This is a genomic window from Polynucleobacter campilacus (genome assembly GCF_002206625.1).
Lineage (GTDB): Bacteria > Pseudomonadota > Gammaproteobacteria > Burkholderiales > Burkholderiaceae > Polynucleobacter > Polynucleobacter campilacus.
Window position 1 is genome coordinate 1 of record NZ_NGUP01000003.1, and the last position, 22302, is coordinate 22302.

Annotated in this window: 26 protein-coding genes, 2 tRNA genes and 1 pseudogene; 11 read left to right on the plus strand and 18 right to left on the minus strand. The window is 42.7% G+C overall.

Annotation, left to right across the window (positions count from 1 at the left end):
• Window positions 1-133: 133 nt before the first annotated feature.
• The 6 genes from CBI31_RS03430 to CBI31_RS03450 form a co-directional block, all read right to left on the minus strand.
• Window positions 134-415 (minus strand): transposase, encoded by a 282-nt coding sequence (locus tag CBI31_RS03430; RefSeq protein WP_028819441.1) that lies wholly within the window; start codon window positions 413-415, stop codon window positions 134-136.
• Window positions 416-660: 245 nt separating this feature from the next.
• The gene (locus CBI31_RS10565) at window positions 661-795 is read right to left on the minus strand and encodes a hypothetical protein (RefSeq protein ID WP_276207123.1); all 135 of its coding nucleotides are present in this window, start codon (window positions 793-795) and stop codon (window positions 661-663) included.
• Window positions 796-912: 117 nt separating this feature from the next.
• A complete protein-coding gene (locus tag CBI31_RS03435; RefSeq protein WP_088525043.1) occupies window positions 913-1275 on the minus strand; it encodes a helix-turn-helix domain-containing protein in 363 nt (120 codons plus the stop codon).
• 342 nt (window positions 1276-1617) lie between these two features.
• Window positions 1618-2331 (minus strand): Crp/Fnr family transcriptional regulator, encoded by a 714-nt coding sequence (locus tag CBI31_RS03440; RefSeq protein ID WP_088525044.1) that lies wholly within the window; start codon window positions 2329-2331, stop codon window positions 1618-1620.
• Between the two features lie 175 nt (window positions 2332-2506).
• Window positions 2507-2713: a hypothetical protein gene (locus CBI31_RS03445; RefSeq protein WP_088525045.1), complete on the minus strand. Its 207-nt coding sequence runs from the start codon at window positions 2711-2713 to the stop codon at window positions 2507-2509.
• 293 nt (window positions 2714-3006) lie between these two features.
• Window positions 3007-3288: an HU family DNA-binding protein gene (locus tag CBI31_RS03450; RefSeq protein ID WP_088525046.1), complete on the minus strand. Its 282-nt coding sequence runs from the start codon at window positions 3286-3288 to the stop codon at window positions 3007-3009.
• Window positions 3289-3671: 383 nt separating this feature from the next.
• On the opposite strand from CBI31_RS03450, the gene CBI31_RS03455 reads away from it, so the two are divergent.
• The 3 genes from CBI31_RS03455 (at window position 3672) to CBI31_RS03465 (ending at window position 5321) form a co-directional block, all read left to right on the plus strand.
• The gene (locus tag CBI31_RS03455; RefSeq protein ID WP_133062484.1) at window positions 3672-4442 is read left to right on the plus strand and encodes a hypothetical protein; all 771 of its coding nucleotides are present in this window, start codon (window positions 3672-3674) and stop codon (window positions 4440-4442) included.
• A 281-nt stretch (window positions 4443-4723) separates the two neighbouring features.
• Window positions 4724-5014 carry a hypothetical protein gene (locus tag CBI31_RS03460; protein ID WP_088525048.1) on the plus strand — a complete coding sequence of 97 codons (291 nt, stop codon included), beginning with the start codon at window positions 4724-4726 and terminating at the stop codon, window positions 5012-5014.
• Window positions 4992-5321, plus strand: coding sequence for a hypothetical protein (locus tag CBI31_RS03465; RefSeq protein ID WP_088525049.1), 330 nt, complete (start codon window positions 4992-4994; stop codon window positions 5319-5321). Before CBI31_RS03460 ends, CBI31_RS03465 begins: the two co-directional genes overlap by 23 nt.
• A 78-nt stretch (window positions 5322-5399) precedes the next feature.
• On the opposite strand, the gene CBI31_RS03470 is transcribed toward CBI31_RS03465, so the two are convergent.
• Together CBI31_RS03470 and CBI31_RS03475 are read right to left on the minus strand one after the other, a co-directional pair.
• Window positions 5400-5476 (minus strand) — tRNA-Arg (locus CBI31_RS03470).
• A 36-nt stretch (window positions 5477-5512) separates the two neighbouring features.
• Window positions 5513-5589 (minus strand) — tRNA-Pro (locus CBI31_RS03475).
• A 60-nt stretch (window positions 5590-5649) separates the two neighbouring features.
• Between CBI31_RS03475 and CBI31_RS03480 the strand changes: the two genes are divergently transcribed.
• Together CBI31_RS03480 and CBI31_RS03485 are read left to right on the plus strand one after the other, a co-directional pair.
• A complete protein-coding gene (locus tag CBI31_RS03480; RefSeq protein ID WP_088525050.1) occupies window positions 5650-6018 on the plus strand; it encodes a hypothetical protein in 369 nt (122 codons plus the stop codon).
• Between the two features lie 83 nt (window positions 6019-6101).
• Window positions 6102-8198, plus strand: a complete 2097-nt coding sequence (locus tag CBI31_RS03485) for a TonB-dependent receptor (RefSeq protein ID WP_088525051.1) — start codon at window positions 6102-6104, stop codon at window positions 8196-8198.
• Here the strand turns inward: CBI31_RS03485 and ppk2 are convergent.
• Window positions 8195-9100 carry a polyphosphate kinase 2 gene (ppk2, locus tag CBI31_RS03490; protein ID WP_088525052.1) on the minus strand — a complete coding sequence of 302 codons (906 nt, stop codon included), beginning with the start codon at window positions 9098-9100 and terminating at the stop codon, window positions 8195-8197. The genes CBI31_RS03485 and ppk2 overlap by 4 nt on opposite strands.
• 66 nt (window positions 9101-9166) lie before the next feature.
• Window positions 9167-9955 (minus strand): lysophospholipid acyltransferase family protein, encoded by a 789-nt coding sequence (locus CBI31_RS03495; RefSeq protein WP_088525053.1) that lies wholly within the window; start codon window positions 9953-9955, stop codon window positions 9167-9169.
• 103 nt (window positions 9956-10058) lie between these two features.
• Here CBI31_RS03495 and CBI31_RS03500 point away from each other — a divergent pair, with 103 nt between their 5' ends.
• From CBI31_RS03500 to CBI31_RS03515, 4 genes and pseudogenes are all read left to right on the plus strand, one after another.
• Window positions 10059-10868 (plus strand): UDP-2,3-diacylglucosamine diphosphatase, encoded by an 810-nt coding sequence (locus CBI31_RS03500; RefSeq protein ID WP_088525054.1) that lies wholly within the window; start codon window positions 10059-10061, stop codon window positions 10866-10868.
• Window positions 10865-11894, plus strand: a pseudogene (locus CBI31_RS03505) (glycosyltransferase family 4 protein). Before CBI31_RS03500 ends, CBI31_RS03505 begins: the two are co-directional and overlap by 4 nt.
• Before the next feature lie 11 nt (window positions 11895-11905).
• Complete coding sequence (locus CBI31_RS03510) at window positions 11906-12310, plus strand: diacylglycerol kinase (RefSeq protein WP_088525055.1); 405 nt, start codon at window positions 11906-11908, stop codon at window positions 12308-12310.
• A gap of 60 nt (window positions 12311-12370) precedes the next feature.
• Window positions 12371-13294, plus strand: a complete 924-nt coding sequence (locus tag CBI31_RS03515) for a GNAT family N-acetyltransferase (protein ID WP_338047325.1) — start codon at window positions 12371-12373, stop codon at window positions 13292-13294.
• A gap of 11 nt (window positions 13295-13305) precedes the next feature.
• Here the strand turns inward: CBI31_RS03515 and CBI31_RS03520 are convergent, their stop codons facing one another.
• From CBI31_RS03520 to CBI31_RS10315, 7 genes are all read right to left on the minus strand, one after another.
• Window positions 13306-14787, minus strand: coding sequence for a Ppx/GppA phosphatase family protein (locus CBI31_RS03520; RefSeq protein WP_088525056.1), 1482 nt, complete (start codon window positions 14785-14787; stop codon window positions 13306-13308).
• Window positions 14788-14966: 179 nt separating this feature from the next.
• A complete protein-coding gene (locus CBI31_RS10570) occupies window positions 14967-15179 on the minus strand; it encodes a GDCCVxC domain-containing (seleno)protein (protein WP_088525057.1) in 213 nt (70 codons plus the stop codon).
• A gap of 58 nt (window positions 15180-15237) precedes the next feature.
• On the minus strand, window positions 15238-16983 hold the full coding sequence (locus CBI31_RS03530; RefSeq protein ID WP_088525058.1) for an alkaline phosphatase: 1746 nt from the start codon (window positions 16981-16983) through the stop codon (window positions 15238-15240).
• 81 nt (window positions 16984-17064) lie between these two features.
• Window positions 17065-18423, minus strand: a complete 1359-nt coding sequence (locus CBI31_RS03535) for a DUF2252 domain-containing protein (RefSeq protein WP_161491178.1) — start codon at window positions 18421-18423, stop codon at window positions 17065-17067.
• Between the two features lie 149 nt (window positions 18424-18572).
• Complete coding sequence (locus CBI31_RS03540) at window positions 18573-19013, minus strand: tautomerase family protein (protein WP_088525060.1); 441 nt, start codon at window positions 19011-19013, stop codon at window positions 18573-18575.
• A gap of 2 nt (window positions 19014-19015) precedes the next feature.
• Window positions 19016-19534: an arsenate reductase ArsC gene (locus CBI31_RS03545; protein ID WP_088525061.1), complete on the minus strand. Its 519-nt coding sequence runs from the start codon at window positions 19532-19534 to the stop codon at window positions 19016-19018.
• Window positions 19535-19563: 29 nt separating this feature from the next.
• On the minus strand, window positions 19564-19740 hold the full coding sequence (locus tag CBI31_RS10315; protein ID WP_161491179.1) for a hypothetical protein: 177 nt from the start codon (window positions 19738-19740) through the stop codon (window positions 19564-19566).
• A 474-nt stretch (window positions 19741-20214) separates the two neighbouring features.
• Here CBI31_RS10315 and CBI31_RS03550 point away from each other — a divergent pair, with 474 nt between their 5' ends.
• Window positions 20215-20691, plus strand: coding sequence for an MgtC/SapB family protein (locus CBI31_RS03550; protein WP_088525062.1), 477 nt, complete (start codon window positions 20215-20217; stop codon window positions 20689-20691).
• An 86-nt stretch (window positions 20692-20777) separates the two neighbouring features.
• Window positions 20778-20978, plus strand: a complete 201-nt coding sequence (locus CBI31_RS03555) for a hypothetical protein (RefSeq protein ID WP_088525063.1) — start codon at window positions 20778-20780, stop codon at window positions 20976-20978.
• A gap of 18 nt (window positions 20979-20996) precedes the next feature.
• On the opposite strand, the gene phoR is transcribed toward CBI31_RS03555, so the two are convergent.
• On the minus strand, window positions 20997-22295 hold the full coding sequence (gene phoR / locus CBI31_RS03560; protein WP_088525064.1) for a phosphate regulon sensor histidine kinase PhoR: 1299 nt from the start codon (window positions 22293-22295) through the stop codon (window positions 20997-20999).
• Window positions 22296-22302: the final 7 nt, after the last annotated feature.

Sequence of the window (22302 nt, forward strand, 5' to 3'; positions counted from 1 at the left end):
TCTTCATCATCTTTAGGCAGTGGCATATAGCGATACGCTGCTCTGGAGAGCCCTACTAATTCACAAGCTAAGCGCTCTGATGTTGAGTATTTCTGCAGCAACACCTGAGCAGCTGTTTTGCGTTTAGCAGGGCTTAGAAGTTTCCCTTAATAACTTCCTTGAGCATCACCTCTCGTAGCGATAAGTCCGCTACGAGCTTCTTGAGTCGGGTATTTTCCAGTTCTAGATCTTTGTACTTACGAGCTTGATCGACCTTCATGCCGCCATAAATCTTGCGCCAACGATAGTAGCTTTGCTCTACCGTTCCCACTTCTTTACAGGCCTGGGCTAGGGTTTTGCCGTTCGTTGTCAGGACATCGATTTGACGCAATAAGGTGACGATTTGCTCGGGTTTAAGACGTTGGCCTTTTGCCATATTTAGCACTCCTTTAAGGTGAGAGATTATCAAAAATCCTCTCTTTTGGAGTGGTACTAAAAATCAGGTCAGTTCAAAATTATGACGAGTAGTTACCCTTAATTATTGCGGCGCAAAAATATAATCTGCATGAACTGATGAAGCAAAAGCTAATTGGCTAATATTAGCTATTCTGTGCAACTAACTAACCCTCACTCGCCTACTTTGATCGTCCAGAAGTTATCCTAATTAAGCCACCACAACCATCACATAACCGGACACTGCATTGTCGGGTCAAATCGACGCCAAATGGCTAGGGTTTTGCCGTTCGTTGTCAGGACATCGATTTGACGCAATAAGGTGACGATTTGCTCGGGTTTAAGACGTTGGCCTTTTGCCATATTTAGCACTCCTTTAAGGTGAAGATTATCAAAAATCCTCTCTTCTGGAGTGGTACTAAAAATCAGGTCAGTTCAACATGATGTACGTTGGTACCTTTGCCTCCAAAGCAAAATTATTTATCTTATTTTCATTTCTTTTAATGCTTTATTTAAATACTCAGATAGCTTTTGATAATGCTTATCTGCTTTGGCTGTTAAATAGATTAATTTTTTTCGGCCGTCAAGCTCTCCTTCTCGTAACTCAACATAACCTTTAGTACTCAAACTTTTTAATCGTTTATGAATCGTCGCTTGCGAACCAAATTGCCATAGAACTAGGAGATCCCCTACCAATAGATCATCGCCCTTAAATGTCATCAATAAAATATGATTTAGCAACTGCTCCTCTACAATATCAATTTTATGATTAGCATTAATCAAATTTAAAGAAGTTGAGGCATTTAGAAATTTAGCAAAAGCCAACGATTTGATCGAAATCATTTTCTACCGCCTAAATTAATTTAATAATTTAGTTACTTTATAGGGTATTAATAAATATTTATGTCTGCTACCGTACACAATGACGAAATGTTGATGAGTAAGACTAACTAATGTTAGAAGAGAAAAACTTGCCTCACTTATTAGCACAATATCGCTCTTTCACCTTTTAATTACCATTGGTGCTCTATAAAACTAAATGGATGTTTGCTGTTAGCAGCTCTGATTCAGCGAGGTGCGTAATAAATGATTTTGATCAACTGGTAAAAAAAATTTACCCGAAAGTTAGACGCTAAGCAAAGTCTAAAAGAGCGAATGATACTTAGACATCCAATAAAAACCAACTTACGTTGCAATGCAATTGGGTAATAATCTATCGTATTCTTTTTTCACAACCTTATAGCACTCACAACTACGCTGTTCTAGGCCAGTTCGATTTAAGATAGTGATGTGACCACGGGCATATTTAATTAGACCTGCCTTTTGGAGTTTTGTTGCTGCCTGAGTTACCCCTTCCCTACGAACGCCCAGCATATTAGCAATGAGCTCCTGCGTCATAATAAGCTCATTCTCTGTTAGACGATCGGCGCTTAATAATAACCATCGACATAATTGCTGATCTAAAGAATGGTGCCGATTGCAAACCGCAGTTTGTGTCATTTGACTTATGAGTGCTTGGGTGTAGCGTAGTAGAAGGTGCATTATTGGACCGGATCGATTAAATTCGTCCAATAAAATACTAGACTTGATTTTGTAACCAAAGCCTGCACTTTGGACAACGGCCCTGCTAGTAGATGTTTCACCACCCATAAAAATTGATATGCCTACTAAACCTTCATTACCTACTACAGCAATTTCCGCAGATGCTCCATTTTCTAATCCATACAATAAAGAAACAATTGCAGTGGCCGGAAAGAAAACATGAGTCATCTTCATTCCTGGCTCATATAAAACTATACCAAGTTCCAAATCAACCAGTGTGAAGTGAAGCTGTAACCTCCTCCATTCTTCTGGGGGAAAAGAATTGATTATTTGGTTTTGCTCTTTAAGTACAATCATTTATTTTTTATAGAAATTTTATGTAACAGATCATTTAAAATAAATATAACTATTATACTTACTATAGATTAAGTCTGTTCGATAGCGCACATAAGGATTGAGAGCAAACCGTTATGGTTTACCCCGAATATATTTAAGCTTTTCCCCAAAAATATCTCTTGTCAATTGAGGCGGATTATTTTATCGAAGTGACTGGGGCCTTTCCGCGTCCAAAATAAAGATCAATTAACACTCGACCGACTTCATGATCTAAATACGAGCTCATACGAGGATCCCAAAATTGCCCTTTATCGGCATCATAGAATACCTCTCTGCCATCATATTGTTGTGGCCCATACAAATGATGAGTTACAATTTTTTCAAACAACTGTTTCTTGTTCATTTTTTTATCCCTTCCTTGAAACGAAGCTAAGCATAATTAGGGTGAATAATTGAACTATGTTCGAAATCTAGGGCAGTAGATTTAGCAGGACGCCAAACCAGCTCGGAGGTTTGTTATAGACAGTCTAGTTATTTCTTGCTAATAATTGTGTACGGTACCAAGCATAAGAAATTATTTTTATTACTGAATAGTAAGAGTAGCAATTTATAAAAAATAGCCCAACGAGTGGGCTATTAAGTTTCTTAGTTGCCCCGGGCGGGACCGACTAGGGCAAAAGGATATTGAATCCAAAATTACTTTCGCTTATTTATCGCATCTTTAAAGGCCTTGCCTGACGTAAATTTAACCGTCTTAACAGCTGGAATATTAATCTCCGCTCCAGTCTGCGGGTTACGGCCAATGCGAGCGGCCCGCCTACCAGATTTGAAGGTACCAAAACCAACTAATTGCACATTATCCCCTTTGGAAACAGTTTTGATGACTGTCTCCATGACGACTTTAAGAACTCGCTCTGCAGATGCCTTTGAAATATCAGCATTTGTTGCAATTTTTTCTAATAATTCTGGTTTATTCATTACGTATCCTATCGTTTTAAGAAAATCCAAAATAAGTAAGCAATACAGTTACTCTGCATTCAAATCTAGGGCGGTAGGTTTGGCAGAATGCCAAGTCAGCTCGAAGATCTGTTCTATCAAGTCTAGTTATTTTTAACTACTTCTTATGTACGGTAACAATCATAAGAAGTTATTTTTATTACTGAATAGTAAGAGTAATAATTCTTAAAATAGCCCAATAAGTAAGCTATTGTGATTCTTGGTGATCGGGGCAGAATCGACCAGGGTCTAGTCAGTCCTCTTTGGATAACTCTGCATTTTGGAAGCCATTTCTAACGCCTATCCAACTTGATGCAGTTAAATATTTTCTAAATAACCATATTCCAAAGGAAGTTATTTTTAGCATGGTGGTAGATGAAATTGTGATTTCTTACCCAGATGGGAGCCAAAAAAAGTTACTTAATAATCCATTGCGAGCCGAGTACCCGGAATTTCAAAAAGCAATGTACCAATTACTAGGTTATGGCCTAAACGTCCAACAATCGCTTAATGCAACCTATGAAGGTCAGCCAATGACGGTGGCTCAATTAGAAAAAAATTATGGCGCTGCTTATGTCAATCTTTTAGCGGGGCATGGCATGAAGGTAATACCTGCAAATAAATCATCTGGTAACTCGCAGGCAGCAACCTATCAAATTATCAAAACAACGTCTGTATTAAGGATGTGTTCTGACCAAAAACAATTTAGAAATGACATTATTAAAAATTATGGTGGTGATTTATTGTGCCAGCCTGTAGCAAATTCTAGCGCTAATCTTGCGAAAGAACCGCAAACTGCATTTACTTTTCGCTCAGTTAAAAATATTTACGACTTCTTAGGGCAAGTAACCGATGCCCAACTAGCAGATCCACCATATTTAGTCACGCTACTCCCCAGTGAAAATACCATAGCAAAGAGATCGACTGAAAGTAACCGCTACGCTTTGCTCGTAGTCAATCGCAATAAAGATAGTAAGACGTTTTCAACTATGGAGGCTTTGAATGACAATACTTATTCGATACCTAGAGAAAATAATGGGTACTCCACTCTGGTGATTAATATCCTAGCGCAATTTCAAGGATTGGCTAAATCACCTGGCAGTATTCCAAGCTCACCAGCTGTATTGATTAAGTAATAAATCAAGTTTTTTGATGCGATCCGATCGGCCAGTCGGGTGTTTGGCCTGCCCAGCACGATTCGAACGTGCGACCTACGCCTTAGAAGAATTCGTGGCTGCTGGAATATCCATATATTTCAATAACTTAGACGCATAAATCGGCGCTGTGTAATAAACTGTGTGATACATAAGTGTTGCTTAAAAGACAAATCCTCATCTAGCTTTCAACACTCAATAAGCATTATTTGACAAAATTCATGCCATCATGCAATAATGCAGCACGAATATAGGAGAATGTCATGGGCGCAGTTATAGATCACCAAGTTATTAAATCCATTGGATCGAGTGGGCAAATCTCGCTTGGAAAAGAATATGCAGGACGTCAGGTTCTTGTTGAAAGCCCAGAGCCTGGAGTTTGGATGATTCGCACCGCTACCGTCATTCCAGATAATGAAAAGTGGATACATACGCCAGCCCTTAAAAAGGATTTAACTGCTGCTTTAGCCTGGGCACAAAAAGCACCCGCTAAAGCAAGCGACCTTTCTAAATTAAAAATGGCTAAAGCGCATGGCACGAAACGTAAAGCCTGAGCCATTAGTCGAGCTTGATCTTAATAGTCCTGTTTTTCAATCTGCCTGGAGTGATTTAGAGCTAGCAGAGCAAGAAAAGGCATTTGCTACCTTTAAAAAACTCACGCAACTAACCTGGAACCAAGTCTATCGAGACAAGGGCTTGAAATGGGAAAAGATTCACAGTATTGCAGCCCCTAAAAATATTGAAGCGCTCTACTCCTTTCGTGTAAGCAAATCTATTCGAGGGATTGGCTTTAGGGAAAATCACTTTTTACGAGTCTTATTGATAGAGCCAAACCATGATGCCGCTTATGGGAAAAAATAGTTAGAGTGAACGGCAACTGTAAACTATGTGGTCGGTACCGGATGTAAACCATGTGTCCGGTACGGACCTTTGATGTTTTGGCCTGCCCAGCACGATTCGAACGTGCGACCTACGCCTTAGAAGGGCGTTGCTCTATCCAGCTGAGCTATGGGCAGTTATATGCTGGGTCTATCTAGAACAAATAGGGAAAGTGGTCGGAGTACAAGGATTCGAACCTTGGACCCCCTGCTCCCAAAGCAGGTGCGCTACCAGGCTGCGCTACACTCCGACGGAACCCGTATTCTACACCGACAGGGCTATTTGGGGCAAATCCTGTAAGATTCGAGGCATGGTTGCCTATTTTCCTAGCAAATATCCCAGACGCTTCTCGGCTGCTTTTTCAGCTGCATTGCTCGTCTTTTGCCTTGTAGGAACCCACTGGCTTGGCTTTGCTCATAGTATTTCGCATGCCGGTTTATCTGCTCAGAGTATTAGTCAATGTTCTGCTACCGATTCCGGTACGGGCATTACCCATGGCTCTGACGCCTGTCATTTATATGATGCACTGACCCTTGCTGGATTTGTTTCAGTTGGTGTTTCTGATGCTGTTCATCTTCACACTTCTTTTTCTACTCTGATTTCTTCGGTAGATCTGCTTCTGCTTGAGTCTGCTACTGCTTCGTACCAGTCGCGAGCTCCCCCTGCTTTCATTCTGTAATGACTTTAGTAGCCTGGGTACTACCTGGGCCTTAGATTAAAGCAGCATCTTCTATAGATGCTGATCGGAATGAGAGATCATCAATGTATTGCAAGCGTAATCTGTGGATTTATAAATCACTGTTGTGCATTCCATTTTCTGGATTTTTGTTTGGTATAGCTAGTGCACAGACAGACAGCCTTGAAATTACTGCCACTGGCTCACAAGAGGCTGCCCAAAGCATCTTGACGCCGACTAAGGTGTTACAAGGTGATGAGCTGTTAAATAAACTTGGGTCGACACTGGGTGCAACTCTCGCTAATGAATTGGGCGTCTCTGCTACAGGCTATGGCGCCGGCTCCTCTCGTCCAGTCATTCGCGGTCTTGAGGGGTCTCGTGTCCAAATTTTGCAAAATGGTCTTTCTGTTGGTGATGTCTCCAATATTTCCCAAGATCATGCTGTTGGTAACAATATGCAAAATGCACACCAAGTGGAAATACTGCGTGGTGCAGCTGCCCTGCTTTACGGATCAGGCTCGAGCGGCGGCCTAGTCAACGTAGTGAATGATCGTATTTTGACCAATCTTCCCGATAGACCTACGGGTGCAATCAATACCAGCTATGAAACTGTGAATAATGGCCGTGCTGGATCGGTCGAGGTGGATGGAGGCTTTGGCTCAGTAGCCGTTCATATTGATACAGCAATTAATAATGCCAACAATTACCGTATCCCTGGGAGCTCAACGCAGTCACAAGGCGAGCCCGCTGGTGGTTGGACTGTTCCACCCGGGGGTAATGGCGGCAACAACTACACCGGAAAACTTCCCAATAGCTTTAGCAATCAAAACAATTTAGGTGTTGGCGTTTCCTATATCGGACAAAACGGTTACACCGGTGTATCTGTCGAGCGTCTGAATAATAACTACGGCATTCCGACGCCAGAAGGTGGCTCGATTAATCAGTCACAGAATCGCTACGACTTACAGCATCAAACCCGTGATCCCTTTGCTGGCTTCTCATCATTCAAATTTAGCGCTGCTAATAGTAATTACAACCATACAGAATTTAATAATGTGGGTGAAGCAGTTGCACTTTGGAAAAATATTGCCAATGAGGCCCGCTTTGAATTGGCCCATAACCCTCTTCTGGGCTGGAAAGGCACCTTTGGCGCTCAAGTTTCCGCTGCTTCTTTAAATGCAACAGAAGTAGGTACTGGAAGTTATGCCATCGTTCCGCCAACCAAGACTAATTCCAATGCCTTATTTTGGATTGAGGAAGGTAAGTGGAATTCACTTCAAGGGAATTTGGGATTGCGCTACAACAATGTTGCCCAAAATCCCAATACATCCACCCTATTGGTGGCACAAGATACGGCAGCGGGAACGCTAACTCCAGGCGTTACTCTGCAAAATCGGAACTTTAATTTAATGTCTTATTCTGCAGGTGGATTGTGGAGCTTTATGCAAGGTCATGGAGTAGGAGTAGCTTATACCGTCTCACAACGGGCACCTAGTGCGCAAGAGCTCTACTCCTATGGCGCTCATGAATCGACTGCCACTTTTGATATTGGTAATCCTAACCTCACCAAAGAGACCTCTCACAATCTAGAGCTCAATTTACAAAGAAATATTGGCTTGTTATGTGGTAAAGCAAGTGTTTATGCAAACCGATTCAATAACTACATTTATGGCTATTACACAGGCAACTCCATAAGCAACGGAGGGCAAGAAGGAGATGGTTTTAATGTGGTCACCTCCCAGCAGGCTGCTGCAACGATCAAGGGTATTGAAGGTGAATTAACCTATAACTGGCGTGAACAAGGTCTTGGTGGAAGGGTTTTTGGCGATGCCTCACAAGGTAGTTTTGATGCAGGCGGTAATCTGCCCTTACAACCAGCACCCAGACTTGGTGCTGAGCTAGCCCATCAACGCAATGGCTGGTTAACTAATGCTACTTATATCTACAGCTATCAACAGAACCGCCTAGCAAGCTGGGAACAAGGTCCGGCTCCAAGTTACAACTTACTCAATGCTGGAATATCCTACACAGAGAAAATTCAGCAGGTGAATTGGACTGTGTATCTGAATATGAAGAACTTGCTCAATGAACAGATTCGTTATGCGACTACTCCAATGGCAGTAAGACTGTATGCACCACAGCCTGGAAGAAGTTTTATGCTGGGACTGCGGGGAACGTTTTAATAGAGATCCGGAACGTACATCTCTGGCGGTACAGGGCCACGTAAGTAATCTGGATTATGAACACGGGCAGGCAGTTTAATCACCGGATGGTCTATTTCTTTATAGGGAATTTGGGCCAATAAGTGGCTGATACAGTTCAGACGTGCTTTTTTCTTATCATTCGCTGCTACAACCCACCAAGGTGCCTCAGGTATATGAGTACGCTCTAACATCGTCTCTTTGGCTTTAGTGTATGCCTCCCACAAGCGTCGAGCTTCTAGGTCCATTGGACTGAGCTTCCACTGCTTTAAGGGATCATGAATACGCATCATGAAGCGGCTGTACTGCTCATCATCAGAAATCGAGAACCAATACTTAATTAAGATAATTCCAGAGCTGATCATCATTCGCTCTAAATCCGGAACCGTTCTAAGAAACTCTTCGTATTCTTTCTTGGTACAAAATCCCATGACCTTTTCAACGCCGGCACGGTTGTACCAACTACGATCAAATAAAGCGATCTCGCCACCAGCAGGAAGTTGTGAAATATAGCGCTGAAAATACCACTGCGTTCTTTCGCGCTCATTCGGCGCTGGTAATGCAACTACTTTACAAACTCGTGGATTTAAACGCTGAGCAATGCGCTTAATAGCGCCGCCCTTACCTGCAGAATCGCGGCCTTCAAATAAGATGGCCACTTTCATTTTATTGGCGACAACCCAATCCTGGAGTTTTACAAGTTCACCCTGCAGCCGAAATAGTTCTTTAAAGTAAACATTACGTGGTATTGAAGAGCCCTCTTCCCCATCATGAGCAAGGCGATCATCGTCAAGCTCCATCTCAAGCTCTTCATCCATGCTATCGAGAATTTCTTCTCGAGCACGGCGATACCACTCGTCCATCTCTTTATGCTTTGATGTCATTTGTTCTGTATCTGTAATTGAACTCTGTTTTTAGAGTATATATGTGTCATATTTATTACAAATGACCTAATTACAGTGTTTTGCAAGATATTGGGCAATGTGCTCTTGGCTATACAAAGCAAGCATTTTTCGATCAACGGGTAACTCTGGAGTGGCTTTAATAGGTGCAAAAATGGCTAATTCCACCCTTAACCTACGGTTTTTTAATATGCTGGCCATAGATCCGATCAAACCCATGTCTCCGATAAAAGCTGGAACCTCGGAATGTTGGCCAGTATATCGATCAAAATAAGCTAGCGCCATCGCACATACAGGCACCTCCGATACCGCTGCAGCCTCAAATAAATTAGGCTTAAAAAGCTGTACGCCTTTACCTATCGTTGAGGTACCTTCAGGAAAAATACAAATGGATTGCGTTTTTAGTATTGCAGCTACGCCATCAACTACCTGCCTTGCATGCCTAGTACTATCTCTTTTGATAAATACAGTACCCAATTGCTTTGCCATCCATCCAAAAATTGGCCAACTCGCTACCTCAGACTTTGCTACGAATCGAATCGGCTTAAATGCATTAATAGCATGAATGTCCAACCAGGACACATGATTTGCAGCGAGTAAATAAGATGACTGTGGAAGTAAGTTGGCATGATTAACGTGCAACTGAACACCGAAGATCTTTAACAAGCGTTTTGACCATCTTTGAATATGATCATTTTTTGAGCTTGCACTTAAAAATGGGAACAACACCAGTAGCGTGATGACACCTCTTAATACATGTAGCCAGACTAATAGCCAAAGCGCTATGTAAATAAAAAATGGGGTATTAATATTTGAGGGTGATTTTCTGGTGGTCATAAATGCTAATTTTATGGAATATGCTAAATCATATTCGCATAGTCATAAAAGTGTCTTGAAACTGTCATGAAGCTTTCACAGTGTATCGGCTTAATACTGATTCATGATGCACTACAGAGCCATTTGGATTTCTGACGTACACCTGGGAACATCAGGGTGTCAGGCAAACTACCTTCTGGATTTCTTAAAGCACAATGAAGCCGACAAGTTCTATCTAGTAGGTGACATTATCGACGGCTGGAGACTCAAGAAGTCATTCTACTGGCCCCAAGCTCATAACGATGTGGTTCAAAAGCTTTTACGCAAGGCGCGTAAGGGTGCTGAGGTAATTTACGTTCCTGGCAATCATGATGAAAGTGCCCGGCAGTTTTTTGGCCTCTCCTTTGGTGATGTCAAAGTGGTTGAGGAATGTATTCATACGACCTTAGATGGCAAAAAGCTGTGGGTTACCCATGGTGACTTATTTGATGGGGTCATGCAATATGCCAAATGGCTTGCCTACGTTGGCGACACCCTCTACTCTTTCATTCTGTATGTTAATCGCTACTTCAATATGTTGCGAGTCAAGATGGGCTTGCAATATTGGTCACTGTCTCAATACCTAAAACACCAAGTCAAAAATGCGGTGAGCTATATCGCTGACTTTGAGCACATTATGGCCAGAGAAGCTCGCCTACGTGGTTGTGATGGCGTCGTTTGTGGTCATATTCATAAAGCCGAGATCCGTGAAATCGATGGCCTGCTCTACTGCAATGATGGTGATTGGGTTGAGAGTCTTAGCGCTCTCGTTGAAACCCAAACCGGCGAACTCAAACTGATCTATTGGACTCATATCAAAGGTGATCCTGTAGAAGCTCCAGAACTGTCTTTCCAAACTGCTGTTGCATCAATTCTCAAAGAGGCTGCACTATGAAAATTATGATCATTACGGACGCATGGGACCCACAGGTCAATGGCGTTGTACGCACCCTGAAACAAACTAGCGCTGAATTAACTAGCATGGGTCATGAAGTAGAAATGATTACGCCTAATGGCTTTAAATCGATTCCCTGCCCGACTTATCCAGATATTGCTCTCTCACTATTTCCAGGTAAAGAGGTAGCTCGTCGCATTAAATCATTTGCTCCAGATGCCATGCATATTGCTACTGAAGGGCCTTTAGGCTTATCTGCGCGCTCATATGCAGTCAAGAACAATCTTCCTTTCTCTACCGCCTATCACACCCGCTTTCCGGAATATGTCAAAGCCCGTACAGGTATACCACTTTCTATTACCTATGCGTTCATTCGCTGGTTTCATGGCCCATCCATGGCAGTCATGGCCCCAACGATTGTCGTTAAGGATGATTTAGAAAAGTATGGTCTAAATAATGTTGTCCTCTGGTCTAGAGGTGTTGATCTGGATATATTTAAGATGCAGGAATCTAAGACTCTCAACACAGCCCATCCTATCTTTTTATACGTAGGTCGCGTCGCCATTGAAAAGAACATCAATGCCTTTTTTGGAAATTGATTTACCTGGTTCAAAATGGGTAGTGGGTGATGGCCCCGCCATGGCAGGAATTAAAGAAAAATATCCTGATATCAACTATCTCGGAGTGTTACAACAACATGAGTTAGCTAAGGTTTATGCAGCGGCTGATGTATTCGTGTTTCCAAGCAAGACTGATACTTTTGGCCTAGTTCTTCTTGAAGCAATGGCTTGCGGCACACCGGTGGCTGCTTACCCGGTAACTGGCCCAATTGACGTATTAGGGGACTCCCCTGCTGGCGCTATGAATGAGGATTTGCGGGAAGCCTGTATTGCCGCATTAAAGATTCCTCGTGAAGTAGCTAGAGCCCATGCTGAGAAATTTTCCTGGAGGGCGGCTTCTGAACAATTCTTGCATCATCTCAAGCCAGTTCCCTCAACTGAAGTTCATCTAACCGCCTTAGCCTAAGAAAGACTCGGTTGAATACTAAATATCACATAGACCAAAACCCTCACAAAGGCAATCGAGGGTTAACAAGGGCTTGGCATGCTGCCAAAAACTCTTGGTGTGGATTGGTGTATGCCTTTTTAGAAGAAAGTGCATTTAGGCAAGAACTCTGTCTATTTTTACTACTAACGCCCCTTGCTCTCTTTATGCCCATTAGCTATCTAGACAAGGCTCTCTTAATTTCATCGCTGATCATGGTCTTAGTGGTGGAATTACTCAATTCCAGTGTTGAGGCTGCTATTGATCGCATCTCCTTTGAGCACCATGATCTATCGAAAAGAGCGAAGGATTTTGGCTCAGCAGCAGTGATGTTAACCCTGTTAATAGCCCTTCTAATGTGGTCTGCCTTATGCATACCACTTGTCTTCAAATTGTAATAAACCCCTTCTACGATTAAATATATCTATTTATTTAAGTAACTCACTAAGGCTCCCCCTATGTCAGATATTCCAAACCCAATTGCCGCCTTTGAAATTTTTTCCTTCAAGAAAGAGGGAAAATTTTCTGCTCTTAGACCCAATGCAATTAAAAAACTTTCCAAGAAGCTGACTAAAAAGCTTTTTGGTAAAAAATTTGCTACTAAAGCCCGCGCGCAATTAGCCGCTGAAGTGACGCCTACAGTCAGCCCCAGTGTCAAATCCAAAAGACCAGCTTTTACGATTGAATGGGCAAGCTCTGCTAGTGAAATAAAAGAAGCGCAAAGATTGCGTTATAAGGTATTTGCTGAAGAAATGGGCGCAAATCTCTCTCAAAATGCCGAGGGTTTAGACGTAGATGAATTTGATGATTATTGCGATCATTTAATAATTCGCGATCAAGATACTCTTAAGGTAGTCGGCACCTATCGCGTACTTCCGCCCCACAAAGCACAAGAAATTGGCCGCCTGTACTCTGATGCTGAATTTGATTTATCCCGCCTAGATCACCTTCGTCCTAAGCTAGTTGAATTGGGTAGATCTTGTGTACACCAGGATTATCGTTCAGGGGCAGTGATTATGGCCTTATGGAGTGGCCTAGCCCAATACATGCAAAAGCATGGTTACGAGATCATGCTCGGTTGTGCCAGCATCCCTATGGCTGATGGCGGTCACTTTGCGGCCAGTCTCTATAACTCGCTAGGTAATGATCAAATGGCTCCGGTTGAGCTCCATGCCTTCCCTAAATTAGCTTTGCCATTGGATAAGCTCAATGGTGGATTGGAAGTAGAAGCTCCTCCATTAATTAAGGGCTACCTAAAGCTAGGAGCCAAGATTTGTAGTGCACCTGCTTGGGATCCTGATTTCAATACCGCAGACTTGCTGACAATGTTGCGCTTATCGGAAATCAATCCTCGTTATGCAAAGCATTTCCTGGGACTGTAATTCTCAGTTTTTTATTTCAGATTAAGTTCGTAAGAGCGGCCGATTCGATTCCATTCGGCTGCTTCTTTCAGAAGACTGAATTCTGTTAAAGGATGTATTTGAGCCCACTCCTTAGGGATGCTGACTTGGTAAGCACCGTCCTCATCAGAGACCTTCACCTTTGGTAAATCTTCATCACTTCTGCCACGACAAAGTACTTGGGCTAAGCGGAGACAAAATAACATACGCCAATCATGAAAACCTGAATTGTTTGCAAGTTTTCCTAATTTACCTGTATGACCTATCAAAAGTGCAGCTAAGCGAGCCTGGTCGTTTTTAGAAAAGCCAGGCATATCAGCGTTGCCAGCAATATACGCTGAATGCTTATGGTAGCTGTTATGTGAAATCGATAAGCCGATTTCATGAAGGCTAGCAGCCCATTGCAATAGTGCAATGTTATCTGCTCTACTTTCTGTTTTAGGCTTAGGTAATTGCTGTAAAAATTCAGAAGCTAGTTTACCCACGCGTGTGGCTTGCTCCCGATCAGCAGAGTAGCGTTGGATGAATTGCTCAACCGTAACATAACGCATGTCATGGTGTTGTGAGCGCCCTAAGAGGTCATAGAGCACACCAGTGCGTAAGGCGGCATCAGTAACTTCCATCTCCTCAATGCCAAGCTCATCAAATACTGCCAACATGATGGCTAAGCCCCCAGGCCAGACAGATCTTCTGTCATCTTTTAAGCCTAACAATTCAACCTGACTAATATGTTCGTATGTCAGTAGATGTTTTTTCATCGCCCGCAAACCATCACGAGTAATTAAACCGCCAGAGGCGTTTACACGACCCATGGTTAAGCCATCGGTATGGCCATTAAAGTCATTTGCTGAAATCAGTTCAGCAAGCGCTCTAGCAGTCCCAGATGACCCAATAGCTTGATTCCAACCACTCTTGAGATAAGCTCCTGAGATAACTTGGATCTCACGTCTAGCGGCTAGTTCAGCTTCCTTAAATGAATGGGCATCGATATTGCCCTTGGGGAAAAAGCGGATACTGTGTGAAACGCAGCCAATATAAAGGCTTTCCATTAACTTTGGTTCGTAGCCCTTACCGATAATGAATTCTGTCGAACCGCCGCCAATATCAACCACTAATCGATTGCCTTGAGCTGCCTGAACTTCATGTGCAGCACCGATATAAATTAAGCGCGCCTCCTCAACACCAGCAATGACCTCGATTGGGAAGCCTAAAGCTTGCTGAGCATCATGGATAAATTGCTGGGCATTCTTAGCTACCCGCAAGGTATTAGTAGCAACCGCGCGCACATTGGCTGGATCAAATCCCCGAATGCGCTCTCCAAAGCGCCTAATAGCGGCTAAACCGCGTTGATAGGCATCGTTCCCTAAGAGTTTATTTTCTGTTAAGCCAGCGGCTAAACGCACTGAATCACGCAGAGTATCAATCGGACGAAGTTGGGTACCTGACGGCGTATTGGTAGCCTGAGCAACCAACATCCGAAAACTATTGGAGCCTAAATCTACCGCTGCGACTAGCTCGTCCGGGGAGGATACAGAGTCGTCAGAATGAATTTCCAAAATATTCCCTCAAAATGCCTGTGCCAATCAAATATGTCTATTTTATGAAAAAACCATGACATATTGATGAAAATACACGCTAGTCTAATGGGAAAAGGCTATGTTGCTAGATTTTGTTCTGCGCTAGCGCAGTCAAAGTCTCCAAAGCTGCAAAAAATACAGCAATCGCCTGATTTGGGCTTCAAGATATTGCTACAAGAGCGACAGCGGTACAAATGCATAGAAGACCCTCTAAGGACCTCTAGCGTCTCGGCCGCCTGACAATGCGGACAAGTAATAGTAGATTGCTGTTTTTCTTCAGAGTAGTTCACAGTCCTATATTGAACTGGAGATATTTCAGAAATATGTCAGATCAGAATTAGATGCAAATTATTTAGAGCCAAGCCCAAGTGTTTGAACCATTACTTTAAAGACCTCCGTATTGTCCATAAACCCTTTGAACTTTTCTGATCCAGGGCCTATGGCATTGAGAACAGCATCATCGGCAGTATGCACACCGACCTCTTGATGTGATGGCAAATTGCCATTCATATGAATAGCGTCCTCTTGAAGCTGGAGATATTTCGGGTTTGCGACATACTTACCACCCTCGCCCTTCACTGCTGGTACAAACGTGCCATCAAGCTTAGGATGTAGGGTCTCATAATGATCTGGGTAATTGCCATAGAAAAAGGCTAGGCGCTTACTGACATCAATTTCGCTTGGGTAGCCTTGAACATCTGCTCTAGGATAGTTAGGAAATCCTGCGGAAGCATAAACACCGACCTTTTCACGCAAAGGGCCAGGCCTATCATCATGCACTACGCCGCTAATAGAGCCACTATGAGTGTGATCAGGCGTCACAATGATAAGAGTGTCAGGATGGGTCTTTGCAAAGTCCTTAGCAATTTGCACTGCATTGCTGAGCATGATGGTGTCAAATGCAGCCCTCTCCCAATCCAAGGGGTGATTGAACTTATCAATTAAAGCAGCTTCAACCATCAAGAAAAATCCATTAGGATTTCTAGAGAGGACATCAATCGCTGACTGAGTCATCTCGGTTAAATCAGGCTGATTTGGATATTGAGAAACAGTATTCTTTTTAAGAAATAAGCGATCTAGTGAGCCGTCCATATTATCAGGATGAAATACACCAAATAATTTCTTCGTATTTTTGTTTTCGGCGGCAGCAATCAGCTCTTGCTTAGTAAAGGCTACTTGATAGCCATCAGTTTTAAAGGTTTCGACTAGATTATTCTCATCCTTACGCTTTGAACCATTGCTTGATTTTGGATAGAAATACGCCGAACCACCACCTAAGATAACCTCTGCCTTACTTGCTAGCAATTGATCGGCAATATACTGTTTATCAGCCCTTCGTCTCGTATGAGCCACCATGGCACCAGGTGTGGCATCTTGCAATTCAGCATCGGATACGATACCTACTGACATTTTGGTTTTGCGCTTGAGAAGCTCAGTAATGGTCTCTACTTTAGGGTGCGATAAGTTATCGCTAGCACGGGAAACATAAACCCCCATCGCGTTCACCGCTGTTTTATGCCCAGTTGTATAGGCACTCATGGAATTGGCAGAATCTGTGATCAAAGAATCAGAACCTGAGGTACCAATCATTGCAGTACTTGGCATGTCGTCAAACGCTAGCCTACCCTGGTATTTGCCTTCTGTAATTCCCTTGGAAAGCACTCGCGCGGCTGTCCTATTGGCAATCGTCATACCATCGCCAACAAACAAAATCACATTCTTCACTCTGCGTGGCCCGCTAGCATAAACTTCCCAAGTCACTTGTAACTCTTCTTGTGATGCGCGAGCTAGCACTTGATATTTTCCTGCTTTTGGGAGTTGAACATCTCGGTAGATGAGAGAGCTACCCTTTCCATTTTCATTGGGGATAAATTCTGATTTGGTAGTAATGATTTTATTAGCAGGTATTCCATTAACGGTAATAGCAACCTCATGAGGATTGACAACCTGATTGAACTCTACTTTGATATCAAATTTAGAACCTGCCAAAATTTCGGCTTTATCGATTGGGTAGATTGCTTGTGCATGCGCAACGCTAGTGAAGACAATCGTGAATGCGCATATAGAGCTTTTGATAAGGCAGGAAATATTCATGGGGATAGAAAAAAGATTGATAAGAATAAATTACACTATCTACAATCAAGATGACATCTTTATGACAGCCTCTTTGCATACCTAAAGCGCTATTTTCTTCTTGGCCGCTTTCAATCTACCGCTTTTCACAGCCTTACAAAATAACTCAAAATCCTGCTGATTTTGCTTTGCATAAGACTTGGCAAAGGAATATAGGGCCTCATTAAGCTCGGCAGATTGACCGCAATAGCCTGCGATCATGGCAGCATCGCCAGAACGCGCATGACCTAAAGCCAATGCCCAACCGAATAACTTTGCGTAGTCAGGGAAGGTCTTTAAGGTGACGCCTCCAGTACCAACGCCAATACCACCTTTCATATCGCGTAATTGGCGCAGATAAAACCCCTGACTCTTATTGATATCGTATTGCACTGTGCCGTAATTCAAAAAGATATCTGGTGCACCTTGAAGCAACCTCTGGCCAGCCACTACACGCCTGCCCATATCTCGATATATAGATTCCCCAAGATACGGTGTCAAGACCGATTTTTGAGCCTCTTTATATTGTAGGAATAAAGGATCTTGTTCGCTATCACCTTCAAAATAGAGGACCATACAATTTGTTCCGACACTACCAACACCCACCACTTTACGGGCGTAATCTTTTAATGAGTAGCGCTGAAATAAGATTTGGCGATCTGCTAGCAAAGTACTGGAATAGTTTAATAAAGCCTTATCGACTAGTGAGCCAAAAGGGACACCATAGGCATCCTTTTTAAAATGCTCAATTAATGGAGGCTTGTTAATAATTTTTCGATTCTTACCAACCAAGGTTGTCAGGCTTTGCAGAACCTGAATATTTCCCTGTCCTTTAGTCTCCTTAAGGTAAGCATCTAGCTTTTTTTGATGCTCCTTACTAAAGTGCTTACGAATATCATTTTCACCGATAAACTCTTGCGCTAAATCTAAATAGGGCATTTTGGCGTATTGTGCAATACGTTTTTGATACTCAGAAGCAATGCGGTACACCAGTTTTTTTCCTAGAGCCCTATCACCCCCTAAGCTCTCTGATGCAATAAGGGCGCTTGCTACTAAACGTTTAATGTCCCACTCCCAGCTACCCGGTAAGGTTTCATCAAAATCATTGATTCCAAATACCAATCGATGTTCAGCCGTTCCAAATAAACCAAAGTTAGAAACGTGCATATCGCCGCAAAGCTGGACAGTAATATTGCTTGTGGGCTGATTGGCTAAATCCTGAGCCATGATGGCGGCCCCACCCCGATAAAACGAAAAAGGTGACTGCAACATCCGCTCATATCGAATAGGAATCAGCAATGCGATTCGCTGCTTAGCTTGCGCTTCCAATATGCTAACCGGATCAATTCGGTCCTTAGGAGGCGTATACAGGCCCTGATCAGAAAAGCTCACTACCTTACGTAAGGCCTTTCCATCAGCCATACGCTTTTTGATACTAGGCCGTGGATCTTTGAACGACTCTACAGACCTAAGGACGGCAAATTGGGGTTTCTTCTCTAGAGGCATGGGCTATCAGGGTAATTAACATACCCGTCCATGTTAATACCAGTAGAGAGGAAAAAGACGGTCAGCTAGGAATTGAGGTAATTGAGCTTCTTTTGAATACTTGATGGCAGCGTTGAGAACCAAACCCCATCATCCCCTACCGCTGGCAGTATTTGGCCATATTCAATCATTTGACCAGGCGTAATTTCATCAATATAGGCCCAAATTTGATGCCCAGCTAAGCAAGTGGTGGTTTGAATCGCTATTTCAAGTTCAACTAATAATTGTTTTTTTATTTGTTCGCTTCTACCAATCCGAATTTGACCATTCAGAAAAATATGGGGTTCATTCAGTAGAACGCCGCCAATGAAGCAATCATGCATATCCAATGACTTGAATATCACCTGCGCAAAGTAGGCTTCTGCACCGGTAATATCGGCATGTATCTTGGTAATTGCCTGTGCGAGGGTAAATTTTTGATGTGTTGTGAGGGATAAGCCAGCAAAATATACGCTATAGGTTGCCATCACTATTCCGATAAGTTGTATTGCTGATTAAGCTTATGGTGAATTGAATGGAGCTCATTCTTTATTTGCAATCGATCAAGCATATCGAGCGGTAGATCAAGTAGTAATTCAATACGATTACGCAATTCCATTTCTACCTTTCTGAAAGCCTCCCAAAGAGCTTGCTCATTAATTGCATCATTTTCTGGGTCAATAAAACCCCAGTGGGCAGTCGTGGGATGGCCAGGCCAATATGGGCATTCTTCACCCGCCGCAGAATCGCACACAGTGATTATGAAATCCATATGTGGCGCATCCTCTCTTCCGAACTCATCCCATGTCTTGCTCCTGAGGAGCTCGAGTGGATAACCCATTTCTCTGGCAATCTTTAAAGTAATTGGGTGAACATATTGCTTTGGTTCTGATCCAGCTGAATGCCCAATTAAACGACCATGGCTCAAGGTAGTTGCCAGTGCCTCACCTAAAATTGATCGGGCTGAATTGCCGGTGCAAAGAAACAAGATTTTGTATGGTTGATTCATAGCTGAAGATATGGGAGAAGGCGTATGAATTAAATAAGCTCATCAAGACGCAATGAAAACTTTTTATCAACAACAAATTGGTTACTGTTGCGATCTAACAAATAAAGATTTGCTTGCGGGTTAATTTCTTTTGGCTCTATAGCAGTAGTACGCTCAACTTCATTACGGAAAACATCAGATAAGTATTTAGTGAGACTTGTATTCATGAAGTTTTTCTTTTAAATAAAGAGCCAATACCAACATCCTAAGATTTATTTATTTCAGTTTTATTAAGAAAGGGAATAAAAAAACCCAGCGCAAACTGGGTTTAAAAGGAGGTTAATATAGACGCATGTTAGTCAGCAATCGACTGACATTCAAAATATAGCAATCCTTTATTACAAACTAGTGACTAAGCCTAATCAATTTGAGTTAGCTGCCAAGACGGTGTCGCGCAAATCGGTTCACATATGCTAGTCGCGCTTCGTTCCATGCCTGCCATAAACGTAAAATAAATTTTTTCATATTGCATCCTTGTGGTGAAAGATAAATAGAGGCCCCACTGTTTTGCAGCAAGACCCTCGAAACAACAAAATCTATTGTTCATCACGTCAATGACAGCGTGAAGACATTTTTATGACTAGATGGTGTAGCTGGGATACACTAAATTCTCTATAAGTCCTTTCTTGAAGGAAATCAGCATGCATGATTGGGATCCCTACAGCACCATTGCCTTAAGATTAACCTTGGCATTATTTGTTGGAGCGGTGCTTGGCCTAAATCGCTGGCTTCACCATAAGTCTGCGGGTATTCGCACCCACTCCTTAGTAGCCATTGGTTCGGCAACTGCGGTTATGCTTATTAGTGACTTTGTTCAGGATGATGCGCAGTCGGTTAGCCGAGTTCTCCAAGGCTTAATCACCGGTCTTGGCTTTTTGGGAGCAGGTGTCATCATCCATGAACAACGCTCGAATAAGGTTCATGGGCTCACTACAGCGGCAAGCCTATGGGCCTGCTCCCTGATAGGCGCCGCCTTTGGAGCAGGGCAATTTGCCTTAGGAGGCTTGTCTTTGGCAGCAATTTTGCTGACTCTGGCACTCGGGGGCCCATTAGAACGGCTCTTTGCAAAACTCAATGGCGTAAAAAGAGGATCTGAAATTTCTGGCGATCCAGACTAAATAGCCTTAAAACCACTAAAAAAGCATGTTTTGTCATATTTGTTTGTTAGGATGGTAATTCCCTTCATAAATAATAAACTGATGCCATGAGTAACTACAAATACGAAGATGCAGTGAAACAGCTTCAAGAAAGCGGTGCTATTGGCCTGGTGGACTTAAAAAGTCTGCCTCACGAAGATCTTGTAGAGCTTCTTGAAGAAATCAAAGTTTGGTGCTTGTATGCAGGCGGCAAAACTGAAAAGCTCCCTAAGGAATCCAAAAAGAAAAAGAAAAAGAAAAAGGATTAATTCTGAGGAAGCTTGCGCTTAAGAACTTAAGCGCTCCTTAGGAAAGCGCAGCATAAAAGTACTACCCTTCCCTGGGATACTTTCAATAGTTAATTGCGCTTGATGACGACTAGCAATATGCTTCACAATTGCTAAGCCAAGACCAGTACCTCCCGTATCACGAGAACGACTTCTATCCACTCGATAAAAACGTTCAGTAAGTCTTGAAAGATGCTCTGCTGCAATCCCGGGGCCAGTGTCCATAACAGAAAATTCGCCCTGCCCATCTGCGTTAACAAGCCACTTCACATGAATAGCGCCAGCATCTGGTGTGTAGCGGATAGCATTAGAGACTAAGTTACTAAATGCAGAAAGTATTTCTCGCTCATCGCCTAACAAATTATTTTTATCAAGCACTTCGAAGGTAAAGCTATGATTCCCATGAGATAGTGCTTCAGCATCATTTTTAAGTAAAGCCATGAGAGTTTCGACATTAACTTGATTTGTTGCGGCTGGCAATGCATTAGCCTCCAGATTAGCGAGGGTTAATAGATCCTCAACCAGACTTTTCATGCGCTGAGCTTGCGACATCATCATCTCAAAATACTGATCACGTTGATCCTTCTCAAGCTCTAAAGATTGCACGGTCTCTAAGAACCCCATTAATACGGTAATTGGGGTCCGCATTTCGTGAGAAACGTTAGCAACGAAGTCGCGACGCATAGCATCAGCCTTTTGTAAATCAGTGACGTTTTGTACTAGTAGCAAATGGCGTTGGTTACCAAACGGAAAGGCCTGCAACATTAAACTCAGACTGCTATCTGGACCCATTCTTTCAAGCAGTAATGGTTCATCGAAGTTACGCTTATTTAAATATTGAATAAATTCAGGGCGACGAATGAGAAAATTAATGCGCTGCATTACATCGCGTTTAAAGGAAAGTCCAAAGAATCGCTCAGCAATACTGTTGCACCACTCAATTTGATCGCTTTCATCTAGCATCAAAATACCATTAGGCGAGGCTTGAAAAGCTTCGATAAAGTTCTCATGTTGCTGCTCAATATTTCGCATCCTTTGCTTTAGCGTTTTCACTAAACGCTGCAACCTGAAAAATACTTCTTCCCAAAATCCACTAGGGAGCGGCATGTGCTCAATGGAATCCGATTGCACGGCCTTACCTAGGCGTGCTAGGTTTATAAATGAGTACACGAGCGGTACAGATAACAGAAAAACGCCAACGAAAATGGCGTATTCAGCACCCCAGTTATAAAGGGTAATGAATGCAGCGACTAATGCGAGGCTAATAAGGAAGGTAAAGCGAGATAAGGCGGAAATCATGCTGCAA

Bases quoted from the DNA above. Each gene is read 5' to 3' on its own strand.
- CBI31_RS03430 (WP_028819441.1), bottom strand. From the start codon at position 415: ATGGCAAAAGGCCAACGTCTTAAACCCGAGCAAATCGTCACCTTATTG.
- CBI31_RS10565 (WP_276207123.1), bottom strand. From the start codon at position 795: ATGGCAAAAGGCCAACGTCTTAAACCCGAGCAAATCGTCACCTTATTG.
- CBI31_RS03435 (WP_088525043.1), bottom strand. From the start codon at position 1,275: ATGATTTCGATCAAATCGTTGGCTTTTGCTAAATTTCTAAATGCCTCA.
- CBI31_RS03440 (WP_088525044.1), bottom strand. From the start codon at position 2,331: ATGATTGTACTTAAAGAGCAAAACCAAATAATCAATTCTTTTCCCCCA.
- CBI31_RS03445 (WP_088525045.1), bottom strand. From the start codon at position 2,713: ATGAACAAGAAACAGTTGTTTGAAAAAATTGTAACTCATCATTTGTAT.
- CBI31_RS03450 (WP_088525046.1), bottom strand. From the start codon at position 3,288: ATGAATAAACCAGAATTATTAGAAAAAATTGCAACAAATGCTGATATT.
- CBI31_RS03455 (WP_133062484.1), top strand. From the start codon at position 3,672: ATGGTGGTAGATGAAATTGTGATTTCTTACCCAGATGGGAGCCAAAAA.
- CBI31_RS03460 (WP_088525048.1), top strand. From the start codon at position 4,724: ATGGGCGCAGTTATAGATCACCAAGTTATTAAATCCATTGGATCGAGT.
- CBI31_RS03465 (WP_088525049.1), top strand. From the start codon at position 4,992: ATGGCACGAAACGTAAAGCCTGAGCCATTAGTCGAGCTTGATCTTAAT.
- CBI31_RS03480 (WP_088525050.1), top strand. From the start codon at position 5,650: ATGGTTGCCTATTTTCCTAGCAAATATCCCAGACGCTTCTCGGCTGCT.
- CBI31_RS03485 (WP_088525051.1), top strand. From the start codon at position 6,102: ATGTATTGCAAGCGTAATCTGTGGATTTATAAATCACTGTTGTGCATT.
- ppk2 (WP_088525052.1), bottom strand. From the start codon at position 9,100: ATGACATCAAAGCATAAAGAGATGGACGAGTGGTATCGCCGTGCTCGA.
- CBI31_RS03495 (WP_088525053.1), bottom strand. From the start codon at position 9,955: ATGACCACCAGAAAATCACCCTCAAATATTAATACCCCATTTTTTATT.
- CBI31_RS03500 (WP_088525054.1), top strand. From the start codon at position 10,059: ATGATGCACTACAGAGCCATTTGGATTTCTGACGTACACCTGGGAACA.
- CBI31_RS03515 (WP_338047325.1), top strand. From the start codon at position 12,371: ATGTCAGATATTCCAAACCCAATTGCCGCCTTTGAAATTTTTTCCTTC.
- CBI31_RS03520 (WP_088525056.1), bottom strand. From the start codon at position 14,787: ATGTTGGTTGCTCAGGCTACCAATACGCCGTCAGGTACCCAACTTCGT.
- CBI31_RS03530 (WP_088525058.1), bottom strand. From the start codon at position 16,983: ATGAATATTTCCTGCCTTATCAAAAGCTCTATATGCGCATTCACGATT.
- CBI31_RS03535 (WP_161491178.1), bottom strand. From the start codon at position 18,423: ATGGCTGATGGAAAGGCCTTACGTAAGGTAGTGAGCTTTTCTGATCAG.
- CBI31_RS03540 (WP_088525060.1), bottom strand. From the start codon at position 19,013: ATGGCAACCTATAGCGTATATTTTGCTGGCTTATCCCTCACAACACAT.
- CBI31_RS03545 (WP_088525061.1), bottom strand. From the start codon at position 19,534: ATGAATCAACCATACAAAATCTTGTTTCTTTGCACCGGCAATTCAGCC.
- CBI31_RS10315 (WP_161491179.1), bottom strand. From the start codon at position 19,740: ATGAATACAAGTCTCACTAAATACTTATCTGATGTTTTCCGTAATGAA.
- CBI31_RS03550 (WP_088525062.1), top strand. From the start codon at position 20,215: ATGCATGATTGGGATCCCTACAGCACCATTGCCTTAAGATTAACCTTG.
- CBI31_RS03555 (WP_088525063.1), top strand. From the start codon at position 20,778: ATGAGTAACTACAAATACGAAGATGCAGTGAAACAGCTTCAAGAAAGC.
- phoR (WP_088525064.1), bottom strand. From the start codon at position 22,295: ATGATTTCCGCCTTATCTCGCTTTACCTTCCTTATTAGCCTCGCATTA.